This is a genomic window from Chryseobacterium pennipullorum (assembly GCF_003384725.1).
Taxonomy (GTDB): Bacteria; Bacteroidota; Bacteroidia; order Flavobacteriales; family Weeksellaceae; genus Chryseobacterium; species Chryseobacterium pennipullorum.
In genome coordinates this window covers 14,429-30,581 of sequence record NZ_QNVV01000013.1, presented here as the reverse complement: position 1 = coordinate 30,581, position 16,153 = coordinate 14,429, and the positions used below count along the sequence as shown (strand labels likewise).

The 16,153-nt window shown below is 38.9% G+C and carries 14 protein-coding genes; 9 read left to right on the top strand and 5 right to left on the bottom strand.

Annotated features, from left to right (window positions below; all coding sequences use genetic code 11):
- Positions 1 to 139: 139 nt before the first annotated feature.
- From purM to DRF67_RS14185, 6 genes are all read left to right on the top strand, one after another.
- Positions 140 to 1,132: a phosphoribosylformylglycinamidine cyclo-ligase gene (gene purM / locus DRF67_RS14210; RefSeq protein ID WP_115928958.1), complete on the top strand. Its 993-nt coding sequence runs from the start codon at positions 140 to 142 to the stop codon at positions 1,130 to 1,132.
- Positions 1,133 to 1,215: 83 nt separating this feature from the next.
- Positions 1,216 to 1,782, top strand: coding sequence for a phosphoribosylglycinamide formyltransferase (gene purN / locus DRF67_RS14205; RefSeq protein WP_115928957.1), 567 nt, complete (start codon positions 1,216 to 1,218; stop codon positions 1,780 to 1,782).
- A gap of 168 nt (positions 1,783 to 1,950) precedes the next feature.
- Positions 1,951 to 3,468, top strand: a complete 1,518-nt coding sequence (gene purH, locus DRF67_RS14200) for a bifunctional phosphoribosylaminoimidazolecarboxamide formyltransferase/IMP cyclohydrolase (protein WP_115928956.1) — start codon at positions 1,951 to 1,953, stop codon at positions 3,466 to 3,468.
- Between the two features lie 89 nt (positions 3,469 to 3,557).
- Positions 3,558 to 4,796: a phosphoribosylamine--glycine ligase gene (gene purD / locus DRF67_RS14195; protein ID WP_115928955.1), complete on the top strand. Its 1,239-nt coding sequence runs from the start codon at positions 3,558 to 3,560 to the stop codon at positions 4,794 to 4,796.
- Between the two features lie 173 nt (positions 4,797 to 4,969).
- On the top strand, positions 4,970 to 6,499 hold the full coding sequence (guaA, locus tag DRF67_RS14190; RefSeq protein WP_115928954.1) for a glutamine-hydrolyzing GMP synthase: 1,530 nt from the start codon (positions 4,970 to 4,972) through the stop codon (positions 6,497 to 6,499).
- A gap of 301 nt (positions 6,500 to 6,800) precedes the next feature.
- Positions 6,801 to 8,309 (top strand): carbon-nitrogen hydrolase family protein, encoded by a 1,509-nt coding sequence (locus tag DRF67_RS14185; RefSeq protein ID WP_115928953.1) that lies wholly within the window; start codon positions 6,801 to 6,803, stop codon positions 8,307 to 8,309.
- Between the two features lie 100 nt (positions 8,310 to 8,409).
- Here the strand turns inward: DRF67_RS14185 and DRF67_RS14180 are convergent, their stop codons facing one another.
- From DRF67_RS14180 to DRF67_RS14165, 5 genes are all read right to left on the bottom strand, one after another.
- Complete coding sequence (locus DRF67_RS14180; RefSeq protein ID WP_115928952.1) at positions 8,410 to 10,086, bottom strand: alpha/beta hydrolase; 1,677 nt, start codon at positions 10,084 to 10,086, stop codon at positions 8,410 to 8,412.
- A 71-nt stretch (positions 10,087 to 10,157) separates the two neighbouring features.
- The gene (locus DRF67_RS14175) at positions 10,158 to 10,970 is read right to left on the bottom strand and encodes an AraC family transcriptional regulator (protein WP_115929053.1); all 813 of its coding nucleotides are present in this window, start codon (positions 10,968 to 10,970) and stop codon (positions 10,158 to 10,160) included.
- An 82-nt stretch (positions 10,971 to 11,052) separates the two neighbouring features.
- Positions 11,053 to 11,664 (bottom strand): class I SAM-dependent methyltransferase, encoded by a 612-nt coding sequence (locus DRF67_RS14170; RefSeq protein ID WP_115928951.1) that lies wholly within the window; start codon positions 11,662 to 11,664, stop codon positions 11,053 to 11,055.
- A gap of 81 nt (positions 11,665 to 11,745) precedes the next feature.
- Entirely contained in the window at positions 11,746 to 11,901 is a 156-nt protein-coding gene (locus tag DRF67_RS21580; RefSeq protein ID WP_165851804.1) for a hypothetical protein, read from the bottom strand.
- 170 nt (positions 11,902 to 12,071) lie between these two features.
- Positions 12,072 to 12,269, bottom strand: a complete 198-nt coding sequence (locus DRF67_RS14165) for a hypothetical protein (RefSeq protein ID WP_115928950.1) — start codon at positions 12,267 to 12,269, stop codon at positions 12,072 to 12,074.
- Positions 12,270 to 12,472: 203 nt separating this feature from the next.
- On the opposite strand from DRF67_RS14165, the gene DRF67_RS14160 reads away from it, so the two are divergent.
- The 3 genes from DRF67_RS14160 to DRF67_RS14150 all read left to right on the top strand — a co-directional run bounded on the left by DRF67_RS14160 (position 12,473) and on the right by DRF67_RS14150 (position 16,141).
- Positions 12,473 to 14,173: an ABC1 kinase family protein gene (locus tag DRF67_RS14160; RefSeq protein ID WP_228435814.1), complete on the top strand. Its 1,701-nt coding sequence runs from the start codon at positions 12,473 to 12,475 to the stop codon at positions 14,171 to 14,173.
- A 16-nt stretch (positions 14,174 to 14,189) separates the two neighbouring features.
- Entirely contained in the window at positions 14,190 to 14,693 is a 504-nt protein-coding gene (locus DRF67_RS14155; RefSeq protein WP_115928949.1) for a hypothetical protein, read from the top strand.
- Positions 14,694 to 14,788: 95 nt separating this feature from the next.
- A complete protein-coding gene (locus tag DRF67_RS14150) occupies positions 14,789 to 16,141 on the top strand; it encodes a DEAD/DEAH box helicase (RefSeq protein ID WP_115928948.1) in 1,353 nt (450 codons plus the stop codon).
- Positions 16,142 to 16,153: the final 12 nt, after the last annotated feature.

Genomic DNA, 16,153 nt, shown 5'->3' with positions numbered 1-16,153 from the left:
TCGGCTTTTTTGTTTTCTAAAATCGAGTATAAAAGTAAATATGTAATGTACCAATTTATCAATGTACCAGTCTAACAATTCAACTTATTGTTACATGAATTAGATTGTTACATAGCTAGATTATTATAAATTATTAAACATGAGCAACACTTACAAATCAGCAGGAGTAGACAAAGAAGAAGGATACAAAACGGTTGACAAGATCAAAAAAGCGGTCGGTGAAACCCATAATTCCAATGTACTGAATCATTTGGGAAGTTTTGGAGCCTTCTATGAAATCGGAGGATACAAAAATCCTGTTCTTGTTTCAGGAACAGATGGTGTAGGAACCAAGCTGAAAGTAGCTTTAGATACTAAAAAATATGACTCTATCGGAGTAGATTGCTTCGCGATGTGTGCCAATGATATTCTTTGCCACGGTGCCAAGCCTTTATTCTTTTTAGATTATCTTGCTTGTGGAAAGCTGGATTCTGAAATAGCTGCTGAAATCGTTCTGGGAATGGTGGAAGCCTGTAAGGATAACAACTGTGCCCTGATCGGTGGAGAAACTGCTGAGATGCCGGGAATGTACCAGCCTGGAGACTATGATGTTGCAGGATTCTGTGTAGGAATCGTAGAAAAAGATCAGATTATTGACGGATCAAAAATTAAAGCAGGCAATAAAATTATTGCATTACCTAGCTCAGGATTCCATTCTAACGGATTCTCTTTAGTAAGAAAAGTATTCCCTGATTTTGAAGAAGAATTTGAAGGGAAACCTTTATATGAAACACTTTTAGTACCTACAAGATTATATTATAAAGATATCCATAAAGTATTGGAGGAGGTAAAAGTATGTGGAATTGCTCACATTACCGGTGGTGGTCTTTATGAAAACGTTCCGAGAATCATTCCGGAAGGATTATGTGCTTCTGTCGATGGTTCAAAAATCAGAATTCCTAGTGTAATGCTTGAGCTGGAAAAAAGAGGTGGAGTAACCCGCGAGGAAATGTTCGGAACATTCAATATGGGTGTAGGAATGGTTATCGTAGCAGATGCTGAGCATGCTGAAAAAGTATTGCACCTTTTAGATGATGCCTACGAAATAGGAGAAATTACAGAAGGAGCAGAGAAAATCAATTTATCATTATAAAATATACCAATATAGCAATGTAAAAGTGTACCAATCAAAATCATTTTTACATTGCTAGACTGATACATTGTTACATTATTAACATGAAGAACATCGTTGTACTCGTATCCGGTTCAGGGACCAATCTGCAGAGAATCATAGATACTATTGAAGCTGGAGAAATTCAGAATGCACAGGTATCCCTGGTCGTAGCAGACAGAGAATGTTACGGACTGGAAAGAGCCAGGAATCACAATATAAAAACTTTACTGATTCCAAGAGGAAAGACCTTCAGCAGTGAACTGGCAAAAGTAATCCCGGCAGATACGGATCTGATTGTGCTGGCTGGATTCTTATCCATTTTAAAACCTGAGTTCTGTGATAACTGGAATGGTAAAATCATCAATATTCACCCGGCTTTGCTTCCGAAATTCGGAGGAAAGGGAATGTGGGGGATGAATGTTCATCATGCCGTTATTGAAGCCAGAGAAATAGAAAGTGGGGCTACGGTCCATTTTGTAACACCTGGTATTGATGAAGGAGAAGCTATTCTTCAGAAATCATTTGAGGTAACAGCCGATGATACTCCCGAAACATTGGCTCAGAAAGTTCATCAGATTGAATATGAAATATTTCCTTTAGCGATCAATAAGGTCCTGGAAAACAGTTAGTGTAACAATCTAACAATGTAACAGTTTACCAATCATTTAATGGTTACATTGTTAAACTGATACATTGCTACATTAGCAAATAATCTAAGTAAAATAAAAGTAAGTTCGGAGGTGAAAGACCCGGATACAGTTTGAAATAGCTGTAAAAAGTAAAAAATTGAAAGTAAAATGAGTAAAAAGAGAGTTTTAATCAGTGTTTCTGACAAGAGCGGATTAATTGAATTCGCGCAGTTTTTGGAAGCTCAGAACTACGAGCTGATCTCTACAGGAGGAACATTCAAACATTTGAAAGACGCTGGTTTAAATCCCATTCAGATTGATGAGGTAACCGATTTTCCTGAAATGCTGGACGGAAGAGTGAAAACTTTACACCCTAAAGTTCACGGAGGATTGCTGGCGGTTCGTACCAATGAAGAGCACATGAAAACCGTTCAGGAGCACGGAATCGGTCTGATTGACATGGTAATCGTTAACCTTTACCCTTTCTTTGAAAATGTAAACAAAGACATTTCTTTACATGAGAAAGTAGAGTTTATCGATATCGGTGGTCCGTCAATGCTTCGATCTGCAGCTAAAAACTTTGATTCTGTAACAGTAATCACTGACGTAGAAGATTATGCAGCAGTGAAAATTGAGATGGAACAAAACGGGGATACGTACATCGAAACCCGTAAGAAACTTGCCGGAAAGGTATTCAACCTTACGTCAGCTTATGATGCCGCTATTTCAAGAATGCTTCTGGAAGAAGAATATCCAACCTATCTGAATGCTTCCTACAAAAAAGTATCTGATCTTAGATATGGAGAAAACCCTCACCAGACAGCTGCTTACTACGTTTCTACTTTCGAAAACGGTGCCATGAAAGACTTCGAACAGCTGGGTGGAAAAGAGCTTTCTTTTAACAACCTTCGTGATATGGACCTTTGCTGGAAAGTAGTCACTGAGTTCAAAGAAGAAATGGCCTGCTGTGCTGTAAAACACTCTACCCCTTGCGGAGTGGCAATAGGAACTTCAGCATTGGAAACATACCAGAAAACTTTCGAATGTGATCCGGTTTCTATTTTTGGCGGAATTGTTGCTATGAACTATAAGATCGATGCGGCAACAGCTGAAGAATTAAACAAAACATTCCTGGAGATTGTAATGGCTCCGGACTTTGATGAAGAAGCACTGGACATTTTAAGAAAAAAGAAAAACCTTAGAATCATTAAAATCGTAAATCCTGTTTCTGATAAGCAGACCTGGGTGAAGATTGACGGTGGTATCCTGATTCAGGATAACGATACTCATTTCTCTGATGATATTAAAGTAGTTACTGCAGTGCAGCCTACCGAACAGCAGAAGAAAGCTTTGCTTTTCTCTCAGAGAGTAGTAAAATATGTGAAGTCCAATGCTATTGTTGTTTCCAATGGGATCCAGGCTTTCGGAATCGGAGGCGGGCAGGTCAACAGAATCTGGGCAACACAACAGGCTATTGAAAGAGCAAAAGAAAAATTCTCAGGAGATTTAGTATTGGCTTCAGATGCATTCTTCCCTTTCCGTGATGTGGTAGATTTCTGCGCTCAGGAGGGTATCAAAGCGATCATTCAGCCGGGTGGAAGTGTAAAAGATCAGGACAGCATAGAGGCTGCCAATGAGCACAGTATTCCGATGATGTTTACTGGTGTTAGACACTTTTTACACTAATTAAAATAGAATTAAAAAATAATTAGAGATTGTATTTATAGCAGTCAAAATTATATATTTGTACAATAAGACTAGATAATAAATAAAGTATGAGAATATTAATCATAGGTGAAGGCGGTAGAGAATCTGCTTTAGCAGCAAAACTTCAGAATGACCCGAGAATTTCTAAAATGTTTTTTGCCAACGGGAATGCGACTACCGATGTAATAGGGAAAAATGTTCATTTATCCGAGATCAAAGAACTTAGAGATTTCGCTATTAAAGAAAAGGTTGATTTGACGATCGTAGGTCCCGAAGCTCCACTGGTAGCGGGGTTAAAGGATGAGTTTAAAAAGCACGATCTTAAAGTTTTCGGCCCTACTCAGAAAGTAGCAAGCCTTGAAGGAAGTAAGGCTTTTTCTAAAAAGTTTATGCAGACCTATGATATCAAGACGGCTAAAGCTGTAGTATTTGATTCATATAATGAAGCGATAGAATATGTGAAGGAACAACCGTATCCTTTGGTAATCAAGGCGAGCGGTTTGGCGGGTGGAAAAGGAGTTGTTATCTGTGACAATCTTGAAGAAGCTGAAGCGACCATCCATGATTTTATGATCAGAAGAATCTATGGTGACGCTGGTATCCGTTTGGTTATCGAAGAATATTTACAAGGTTTTGAAGCTTCTATCATTGCTTTCTCTAACGGTGAAAAATTATTCCCTTGTGTAGCGGCAAAAGATTATAAAAAAGCTGGAAATGGAGATACCGGACCCAATACAGGAGGTATGGGTTCAGTAGCACCAAGCCCGGAGTTTACTCAGGAGCACTACGCAGATTTTGAGAAAAATATTTTAGAACCTACCATTACAGGTCTTAAAGCGGAAGGTTTCGGATTCAAAGGAATTATCTTCTTCGGATTGATGGTAACCAAGAACGGAGCTTACCTTCTGGAGTACAATATGAGATTCGGAGATCCTGAAACTCAGGTATTGATGGCGCTTATGGAAAACAACCTGCTGGATGTGATCCAGGACTGTATGGAAGGAAAAGATATCGAGCTTACATTTAAAGACGAAAAAGCTGTTTGTCTCGTAATGTGTTCAGGTGGTTATCCGAGAAATATCGAAACAGGTTTCGAAATCGTAGGAGAAGACAAGCTGAAACACAGCAAGCTGTTATATGCCGGCGCTATCAGAAAAGGAGACAAAGTGGTTTCCAATGGAGGTAGAGTTCTGAATATCGTAGCTACAGGAGCTACCTACGAAGATGCCCGCAAAAAAGCTTACGAAGACGCAGGACATGTACATTTCGATTACGGCTTCTACAGAGAAGACATCGGAAAGTTTTAATAAAATCACGAAAAAAGATTTGGAGACATTCCAAGTCTTTTTTTGTAAAACAGTTAAGTAAGCAATAGGCCTTAGGCTAGAGGCAATAAGCATATTGTAATATAAAAAAGCTTATTGCCTAAAGCTTATCGCCTGAAGCTTTTAAATTAATCATCATTTATCAATTATAAAAAATGAACAACGGTATTATTATTTTAGATTTCGGATCCCAGTACAACCAGCTTATCGGAAGAAGAATCCGTGAGATGGGCGTATATTCGGAAATCTTACCTTACAATACACCATTACAAGATATTATAGCGAAACAGCCAAAAGGAATCATCCTTTCTGGAGGTCCAAGCTCTGTAAATGCAGAAAATGCCCATCTGGTTGAGAAAGCTTTATATGAACAGGGAGTACCTGTGCTGGGAATCTGCTACGGAATGCAGATGACGGCTCACCTTTTAGGAGGGAAAGTAAACAAAGGAGAAAAGGGAGAGTATGGTAAAGCAAACCTTGAGATCGTAAAAGAAAGCTCTTTACTGAAAGGAGTAACTCAGAACTCTGTCGTTTGGATGAGCCACTTTGATGAAGTAGGTGACTTGCCTGCCGGTTTTGAACTGAATGCCAAATCAGGAGTAATAGCTTCTATCTCCAATGAAGAAAGTAAAATCTACTGTGTTCAGTTTCACCCGGAAGTTTCCCATACAGAAGAAGGCGGAAAAATGCTTGAAAATTTCGTTTTCGGAATCTGTAATGCAGACAAGAACTGGAAACTGACCAACTATATCGAAAAAACAGTTGAGGAAATCCGTGAAAAAGTAGGGGACAATAAAGTAATCCTGGGCCTTTCAGGAGGTGTAGACTCTTCTGTAGCCGCAGTTTTGATCCATAAAGCAATCGGTGATCAGTTGACATGTATCTTCGTAGATACAGGATTGTTGAGAAAAGATGAAGGGAAGAAAGTAATGGATCAGTATGGAGAACATTTCCATATGAACATCAAAATGGTGGATGCTAAAGAAAGGTTCCTGTCAAAACTGGCGGGAGTAGATGATCCTGAAGCAAAAAGAAAGATTATTGGAAACGAATTTATCCACGTATTTGACGAAGAATCCCATAAAATTGAAGGCGCTAAATTCTTAGCTCAGGGAACCATTTATCCTGACGTTATCGAGAGCCAGTCTGTCAACGGTCCATCTGCAGTAATCAAGTCTCACCACAATGTTGGAGGACTTCCTGAAGATATGGAATTCGAATTACTGGAACCGTTAAGAGAGCTTTTCAAGGATGAAGTACGAAGAGTAGGTGAAGAATTAGGAATTCCTCACCACCTGGTATACAGACACCCTTTCCCTGGCCCTGGATTAGGAATCAGAGTATTGGGAGCTGTAGATGCCGAAAAAGTAAGAATTCTTCAGGAAGCTGACGATATCTTCATCGAAGAACTATATAAAAATGATCTTTATGAAAAAGTATCTCAGGCTTTTGTAGTGCTTCTTCCGGTAAAATCTGTAGGAGTAATGGGAGATGAAAGAACTTACGAATACACAGCAGTCGTTCGTTCTGCCAACACGATTGACTTCATGACTGCAACGTGGAGCAGACTTCCTTACGAGTTCTTAGATACGGTTTCCAGCAGAATCATCAACGAAGTAAGAGGAATCAACAGAGTAGCGTACGATATTTCAAGCAAACCACCAGCAACCATTGAGTGGGAATAATCCTTGACTTGAATTTTACATATAAATCCTGCCCCATTGGGTAGGATTTTTTTGTCTACATATGAAATTTGTTTCTAGAAATTGCAAGGCTTCCATTCCAAGCTTTATTTTCTGCAAAGAAGAGGTGAAAGGAGGAAATTAAACAATATCCTTTCCTTCATTACGAGTCTTTTTGCAAATAGGGTATTTACTTTGATTCAGAAAAATTATTGCCATTTCTAATTGAAACTTTGGTTAATGTTTTGCTTAGTAATAGGCTTATAAGACAAATTTTCCCTAAATTTAAGTAAAATTACATCAAATGCAAATAGAAACAAGACCCCTGAGCATTCAGGATTATGATGAACTGGTTGTAACAATGAAGCGTGCCTACCCCCAGATGTCGGAATCGATCTGGTCTAAAAAAAGCATCGAAAAACTCACCAAGATATTTCCAAAAGGTCAAATCTGTATCACAGTAGATGGAAAGCTCGCTGCCGTAGCATTATCTATTATCGTGAACTATGACGAGTTCGGGGATGACCATACTTATGTGGATATTACCGGAAACTATACCTTCAATACCCACCTGTCAACAGGAAATGTACTGTATGGAATTGAAGTCTTTGTAGATCCGGAATTTCGTGAGCTTCGTCTTGGAAGAAGGCTTTACGATGCTCGAAAGGAACTTTGTGAGCTCCTGAATCTCAAATCGATTGTCTTGGGTGGTCGAATCCCGAATTATCATAAATACAGCCATGAAATTTCTCCCAGAGAATATATACGCAGAGTGAGAGACAAGGAAATTTACGATCCGGTACTGTCCTTTCAGCTTTCCAATAATTTTCTTCCGATAAAAATCTTAAAAAAATACCTTCCTGAAGACGAATCATCATTGGAAAATGCTGTTTTGCTTCAATGGAACAATATCTATTACAGCAAAAAGCCCAATACGATGCAGGACAGCATCATCCGCCTAGGCCTCGTACAGTGGCAGATGAGGCACTTTAAAAACATTGATGCATTTTACGAGCAGGTAGAATTTTTTGTTAATGTAATGGGAGACTACAAGTCGGACTTTGTCCTTTTCCCCGAACTGTTCAATACACCGTTGCTGGCACCATTCAATAAACTCTCAGAAAGGGACAGTATGATAGAATTAGCTAAATTAAGCGAAGAAATCAAAAATAAAATTTCCGAGCTGGCTATCAGTTACAATGTCAACATCATCTCAGGAAGCATACCTGTTTTTGATTCTGAAAACAATGATCTGTACAACGTAAGTTATCTGCTGCACCGTGATGGCCGTATCGATGAATACCGAAAGATCCACATTACGCCCAATGAAAAGAGATATTATGGAATGAAAGGAGGCAACGAAATAAAAGTGTTTGATACCGACTGTGGTAAGATCGGACTTGTGATCTGCTACGACGTAGAATTTCCGGAATTGCCGAGGATACTCGCTGATCAGGGAATGAAGATTCTTTTTGTGCCATATCTTACAGATACACAGAATGCCTATATCAGAGTCCGGCATTGTGCAGCGGCAAGAGCCATTGAAAATGAATGCTATGTAGCCATTGCGGGTTGTGTGGGCAACCTTCCGGGAGTTAATAATATGGATATTCAGTTCGGACAGGCAGCTGTATTTACTCCTTCTGATTTCGCCTTTCCATCCAATGCTGTAAAGGGAGAAGCTACACCCAACACCGAAATGACCCTGATTGTGGATGTAGACCTTAATCTGTTGAAAGACCTTCATCACAACGGTTCTGTCCAGGTGATGAAAGACAGAAGAAAAGACCTCTATGATACCTATTTGAAATAAAGGCAATCACTATAACATGAAAAACCACCTCCGATGAGGTGGTTTAATCTTTAGGTAAGGCAGCTGAAAGTAGACGATCTTTTTACAGGTGAAGATTACATTAAACTTTAAAATGAATACGGTTGATCCAGATCCGTTCCCGATCCCTGTTTTTCTCAAAATTTTCAAGCATCAATTCCCGGTCATACTTTATTTTCCGGTTGAAATACAACTTTCCATTGATAAAGACTTTAACCCTTTGACCAGGATCGATCATTTCCGGAGAAATATTTATTGAAAAAGAAGCCACGCGGGACGTTTCAATTCTGAATGTATTCTGAGTATATTCTGCCTTTATCTTTCCTGATTTCCTTGGAAAATCAAAAGCATTTTTATCAGTTTTTTCAACAATAAGGCTGTCTTTTTCATCATATTTCAGCCATTTCGTTATTCTGAAGTTCAGATTTTTTTGCCATGCGGCCTGGAACTGCAGAGTATCCAGCTTTATATCTGACAGCCAGTCTATGCTGCCATACCGGTCGTCGTCAAACTCCCATGAAATTTTGCCCGGAAAGGGATTTCTTTTTCTGTTCTCCATATCACTGAAAATAACCGGATAAGCCGGTTCAGATTCACTGAACATAGGAAACCAATGGGGAAATCCTTTAAACCGATAGTCGCGGTAATCTGCTTGTATTTCCTTCATCAGCCTGGTCATATCATCATTGGCATCTGGAGGATAATAGTAATCCTGATCTGTGGAAAAATTAATGAACGAACGGTTTTTTATATTCTCAATAAAAGTACCGCCGGTAAAAACTTTAGGATGGGTGTTAAAACCATAGAAACCTGCAAAGGGAGAGGGTTGCTTCATCAGGTATGAAAACGATCCGGTTGCTCCATTGGAGTGGCCTGAAATAAAAACTTTGTTATCGTCGATGTTAATGGCTGTTTTGATCTGCTTCAGGATTTCCGGAACCATAAAGAATCCGTTGTCTGAGGTCATCCAGTTGTATGTTTTGCTGCCCTGTGGGAAAACCAGGATTACTTCCTGCAGATCTGCGTATTTGGTATAATATCTGTTCCAGCCACCCGGTGCTTCCTGAGGAATCTGATAATCAGCTAAACGACTATACCGTACAGCACCATGAAGAAAAAAAAGTAATGCATATTTCTTTTGCGGTTGATAGTTTTTCGGCAAATGAACAAGATAAGAAGTGGTGGCAGAATCATTCACTTTAAAAGAAACCGAATAGTTCCGCATCGCTTTTGGTAAAAACGGCTGATTATTCTTAATTTGAGCATATAACGCCTTCGGAGCTTGTTTGTGGCCAAACTGTACCTCTTTTTTTCGGAAAAATTCCTCACGGTTTTCAGACAGAGTTTGATAGAACTCTTTTTTTTCCTTTGCGGTACTTTGCTTCAGGATCTTCCATCTGCGATCCGATAAAAGATTTTTATAGTCACTTTCCGAGGATTCTCCCTCAATATAGCTCCATCCCGGAGCATGCTCTTCATCTGCTTTTATCTTTACAAGCGGGTTCAGATATTGAAATGCCTTATCGTAATCTTTCACTTCAGAGGCCACTACTGAAGCATTGTAGAGATCGGTACTGGCAATACTATCCGGATATAAGGTGAAAGCTTGCTCATACAGGTTTAAGGCTTTCCTGTATTCTGCTCCGTCTTTGGTATTTTCCATTATTTCCGATGCTTTTAGTACCAGGGCAGAATAATTTTTCTGCGCATGAACAACGAAACCTGCTAAAATCAAACTCAATACTAAATAATGCTTCATATCATCTGCAATCTATGGCACAAAAGTAAAGATAAAGGATATTTGGAAATTGTAAAAATGGAACATCAGCATTAAGAAAGTAAATGCCAAAAGGTATCCTGAGTACCGAGAACCGTACCCTGATCAAAAAAACTTCCCGGTGAGTTTTCGGTCAAATTTTTATACGCTTTGTTAAGGTGGGACTGGTCGTTGTAATTGAACTCATACGCCAGTTCTGTAAAACTTTTGTCTGGACGTTCAAAAAGCTTTTGATGAACTGTTTTTCTGAAAAGAACAATCTCATGAAACTTTTTAACAGATACGCCTAAGTGTGTTTGAAAACTTCTGTTAAGATGCTGGCGGCTGATTCCCAGGTTGGCGGAAAGTGATGTAACCGTAAAATGCTCACAGTGATCGAATACATATTGAACCGATCGTTCCAGAATAGGATTTTGAAAAGGGCAGAATCTTTCCTGTAGAAAAGCGTCCAGCAACTTCGTAAGCAGTTCTGGATCAGGGGTGGAAAAAATAAGGTTAAGCTCCTCAGAACTGAAAAACTCTGAATCAGTGGTAAGATCGGTGAACTTTACATGGTTGTAAAACTGCTGAATTCCCAAAGGATGAAAGACAATCACAACCCGATGTACCTGTCCAGACTGCAACACATGCAGTACTTTCTGCCGGATGGGCGTGAAGATCTGCAATACACCGGCATTCTCATCAAAAGTAACCTTTCCATTGCCTGTTTCGATATGCGATTTGTAAAGAGAAATGGTATTATTAAAATGTGGAAAGCACTGATAGGTATGAATTGTATTTTCCGGTTTTATATCCAGATAATAATAATCCACATATTTTGCGACCACCGGATTCTTCGGTTGAAATGTATGAAATCTTTCTTTCATGGGCTGTCCTTTGTGTTTTTCCTGTCCGAATATACATAATTTATAAGAACAAAACACAAAAGCTCTGTGATACAAAAAGTTTTTAGATTTTTTGAAAGACAAGGCGTGACCAGGTAATGAGTTCTTTTCCAGGTAGAATACTGGGCTGGTTTTCAAGAATCAAAAGTGTTTTCAATCCTCTCTGTTCAGCCCGTTCAACAACCTTCGCGGTATGTGTAGGAAAAATACAGGTTCCTGCTCCGGCAGGACCATTCCTTAAGCTAAGGGCAAAAATACCGTTTTTCTCCAGAAAATGTGAGACCTTTATCAGGGCAAGATGCTGCTCACTGGGGCTGAGGTGGTGCCATACCGCTGATGCCAGAATAAAATCGAATTTTAATTCAGGATCTAAATATTGAAGATGAGGTAATGAATCCTGTATCCAGTGGATCGCCCGATCAGAGTATAACTTTTTTCCTGCCTTAAGAAGAGCTTCACAAGGCTCTATTGCAGTCACTGAATGGGACATCGCTGATAAGGCTGAGGCATCTTTGCCTGTTCCCGCTCCAAGATCAAGTATTCTGCTGGGACTTTTTGGGATAAAAGAAATAAAATCCTGATGGAGAAGGGTGAAATCTATAGAAAGTGTTGCCTCAATAAACTTATTGAGGGCTTCCGTGTATCCTGTTGTTCCCGCAACATTTGATTTTATCATAAAAGCGGCTTATTCCAAAAGGTAAAGAGAGCAGACGTATTTTTCGCTGCTCTCTGATTTAGTAATAGACTCTGCTTATTTTTACTTTGGACATACTACAGCCGGACAGTGATATCCCGGACACAGCGGTCTCCCGTCTTCGGGGCAGCATTGATATGTACAGCCAATAATGATTCCGCTACCTGAAATGTCTTTTAATTGTTCTCTTGACAATTTTTTGTTTCGTAAATTTTTCATTTTTTCAATATTTTTTTGGTTAATGTACAGTCATTTGACTGTATTGAGTGTATGCGATAAAAACGCTGTTTTATCCTTTTTATTATTGTTGATTCGAATAAAGGATCATAAGAAGGTTATACAGAGATAATGGTATGAAAAAAAAACAGAACACTTATGCATTCTGTTTTTTACCTAAAATTTAAAAAGGGTATCTGGGCATAAAGATACTCCGGGCATATCACAGCAGGACAGATCAGCCTTGGGCATTTTGGTCTTCCGTCTGTAGGGCAGCACTCGTTGGAGCAGTTGCCACCGATAATGATTCCGCTTCCTGAAATACTCTTTAATTGTTCTCTCGATAATTTCGTGTTACGTAAATTTTTCATGTTGTAATACTTTTATTGGTTTGTTTTAAGGTTTTGTACGTTGTAAATATAAATAAATATATTATAATGAATAGAATTTCTTTTTATTAAAGATTTTAACCATCATAAATAGTGTTTTTTGATAATGCTGAATTATTATATTTGGGGTTTTTTGAAGAACCTCTTTACATGAAAGAATGATGTTGGCTTCAGGAGTGAAAAAAATGTTATTAGGAATAGTTTTTGGAGTAAATTGCACTTACTATTTGAATATTATGTTTGACAAACAGCAAAGAAAACTGAAAAGATCAGCCAGGCTTATTTCCGTATTGAGTAAATATGGTTTTAAAGATATGCTGGCGAGAATGAATACAGGGAATAAGCAGGAACATATTCCTGCAGATGTGGATGAAGTGGTCTCAAAAGGGACGGTGTATGAACGGATCAGATTGGTGCTGGAAGAGCTGGGGCCTACCTTTGTGAAGCTTGGTCAGACATTCAGCAACAGGGAAGACTTACTTCCACCAGAACTTATTCAGGAGCTTCAGAAACTTCAGGACAAAGTAGAAACGGTAGACATGGATGTGGAAGAGATCCTGGAAAATGAATTCAATATATCAGTTAAAGAACACTTCAGGGAAATTCAAAAATCCCCTCTGGCTACAGCATCCATTGCACAGGTATATAAAGCTGTTTTGATGGATGGAACTCCTGTTATTCTAAAATTCAAAAAACCTGGTGTACAGGAGGTGATAGAAGATGATCTGCTGCTCATAAAAGATTTGGAAAAACTCATATCGGCCTATTCCGAAATAGGTGATAAACTCAATCTGAAACAGGCTATTTCTACATTCGAAAGATCCTTGCTGGAAGAGGTTTCCCTAATTAATGAGAAGAACAATATTCAGCAGTTCCGCCTGAATTTCAAAAATAATAAAGAGACCTATGTTCCGAAAGTGTACGACGAATTCTCCAACAATAATGTGCTTTGTATGGAATTTATCGACGGGATTAAGGTAACCGATAAATCAGTCCTGTCAGCTAATGGTATTGACCCTGTAAAAGTTTCTGAAACCGGGCTCAGGTTATTTGTTTCCCAGATCCTGGACTACGGTTTTTTTCATGCTGATCCGCATGCCGGGAATATTCTGGTCCGGAAAGACGGGAAAATAGTTTTCATCGACTTTGGAGCGGTAGGAAAAATCCAACCTAACGATAAAGAAATCCTCGAAAATCTGATTGTCAGCTTTGTGGCGAAAAATCCTCATAAAATAGTGCGCTATCTGAAAAAAATGGCAGTGAGCTATGAAATTCCTGATGAAAAAAGATTTGAAAATGATGTAGAGGATATTCTTAATTTTGTGCACAGTTCATCATTGCAGGATATCAACGTACAGGTGATTATCAATAAAATGAAAGATATTCTTACCCATAACAGGCTGTATATGCCGGATTATTTCTATCTGTTGTTTAAAGGAATCAGTCTGATAGAAGGTGTGGGAAGAAATATCAATCCGGATCTGGATATTGTGAAAAGCCTGCATCCTTACAGCAAAAAAATATTTGCCAGAAAAATAAGTCCTAAAAACCTTATGAAAACGGGAATGGACAGAATGATGAATTTTACCGATAATGTAGATGAAATCCCTAAAGAGCTCCGGTCCGTCCTTCAGAAGCTGGATGAAAATAAGTTCACCGTATCCAGTGAAATCAAAAATATTGAGAAGACCAATCAACTGATCAAATCCAGTGTGCTCAATCTGATTCTGGCAATGGTTCTGGGGGCCAATATTATTGCAACTGCTATTGTGTTCGTCTCCGAAACAGGACCAAGAATCGGGGAGTTGTCTCTGGTTGCCCTATTAGGATTTATTTTTTCAGTCCTGTTAATCATTATATTACTGTTGAGAGTAGCAAGAAAATAACCATTATTTATAAAATATGAAAACACTTATTATGTTAGCTGTGGTATGCTGCAGTTCATTATTGATGGCTCAGGAAACGGATAAAGGCCTTCTGGGAGATTTTGACGGAAACGGGACAAAAGAATATGCTTTTGCGAAAGTAAGCGACTGTGGGGAAGAATGTGAAGGAAAATGTGAAACTACTGTTTACTTCAGTGATAAAAAGATGAAGTCATTTGTTGTAGCTACGGCGAAGGGTGGTGCATTATATAATTTGGAAGATCTGAATAACGATGGAAGAGACGAATTGGGGTTTTACCCTAACTGGTGTACCAGCTGCTGGCATTCGTTTTATGCATATACTTTGGACAAAGGAGGATGGAAGCATCTGCTACCTCCGATCTCTACCCACTGCGCTCAATGGGAAGAAGAAAAATTTCCGATCGTAAAAGACCCCAAAAAGAAAGGATATGTGATTATTACTTCAAGCAAATTCGAGGACGATGATATTAAAATAAGCAGTAAAAGTGTGAAATTGTAGACCGGTAGCTTGCAGCTTTGAGAATAAAACATAGGGAACTTCCGCTCACTGGCTATTCCCATTTCTACTTCTAATTAAATGCCTATCTTTGCACCATGGAAAAACTCACTTTTGCAGATTTTGACCTGCCGGTTAAAATTCTTGATGTTTTGGCGGATCTGGAATTATTTGAACCTACTCCTATTCAGGAGAAGAGCTTAAGACCTATACTTTCCGGAAGAGATGTGATGGGAATTGCACAGACGGGAACCGGGAAAACATTAGCCTATCTTTTACCCGTTCTAAAAACATGGAAGTACAGCAAAACAGGAAATCCAACAGTTTTAGTACTGGTACCTACAAGAGAGCTGGTAGTGCAGGTAACTGAAATTCTTGAAAAGCTGACCGAAAACATTACGGCAAGAGTTATTGGAATATATGGTGGGAAGAATATCAATACTCAGAAACTGCTGTTCAATAATGGATGTGATATCCTGGTAGGAACACCGGGAAGAGTGATGGACCTTTCCATAGATAATGCCATTTCACTGAAGGAAGTACAAAAGCTGATCATTGACGAATTTGATGAGATGCTGAATTTAGGATTCAGACCACAGCTGACCCACATCTTTGAAATGATGAAGGAGAAAAGACAGAATATTCTCTTCTCTGCAACAATGACGGATGCTGTAGATGAAATGCTGGATGTTTACTTTGCCAGTCCGGTAGAAATCTCTTTGGCAAAGTCCGGAACACCACTTGAAAAAATCCAACAAAGCGGTTATAAAGTAGAAAACTTTAATACAAAGATCAATTTGCTTGAGCATTTGCTGAAGAATGATGCAGAGATGTCTAAAGTGTTGATTTTTAATAATAATAAAAAACATGCGGACCTGCTCTTTACTAAAATTAATGAGCTTTTCCCAGAACAGTTTGATGTAATCCACTCCAATAAATCTCAGAATTACAGGCTTAAAGCAATGAAAAGCTTTGAAAATGAAGAGATCAGAGGACTGATAACCACCGATGTTATGGCAAGAGGTCTTGATATTTCCAATATTACCCATGTCATCAACTTTGAAACCCCGGATATCCCTGAGCAGTACATTCACAGAATCGGTAGAACCGGTAGGGCAGATAAGGATGGTAAAGCCATTACTTTTGTAACCAAAAAAGAAGAACCTTTGATTCTTGATATCGAGCTTTTGATGGACAAAGACCTTAAATTTAGTGATTTCCCTGAAGAAGTAAAGATCAACCCTAAGAAAATTGCTTCCGAAGAAGAACAGGTAGCGATGAAAAACCCTGCCACGGTAAAGCTTAATGAGGGTGGAGCTGCGTTTCATGAGAAGAAAGCCAAAAATACCAAAGAAAACTGGGGTGGTCCATCCAAAAGAAAAGCTCCTAAGAAGTTCGGAGCGAACAGAGCCCAGCAAAAAGCAAAATCAAAATCGAAAAGAAAGAAATAAGAATGGTAAAGC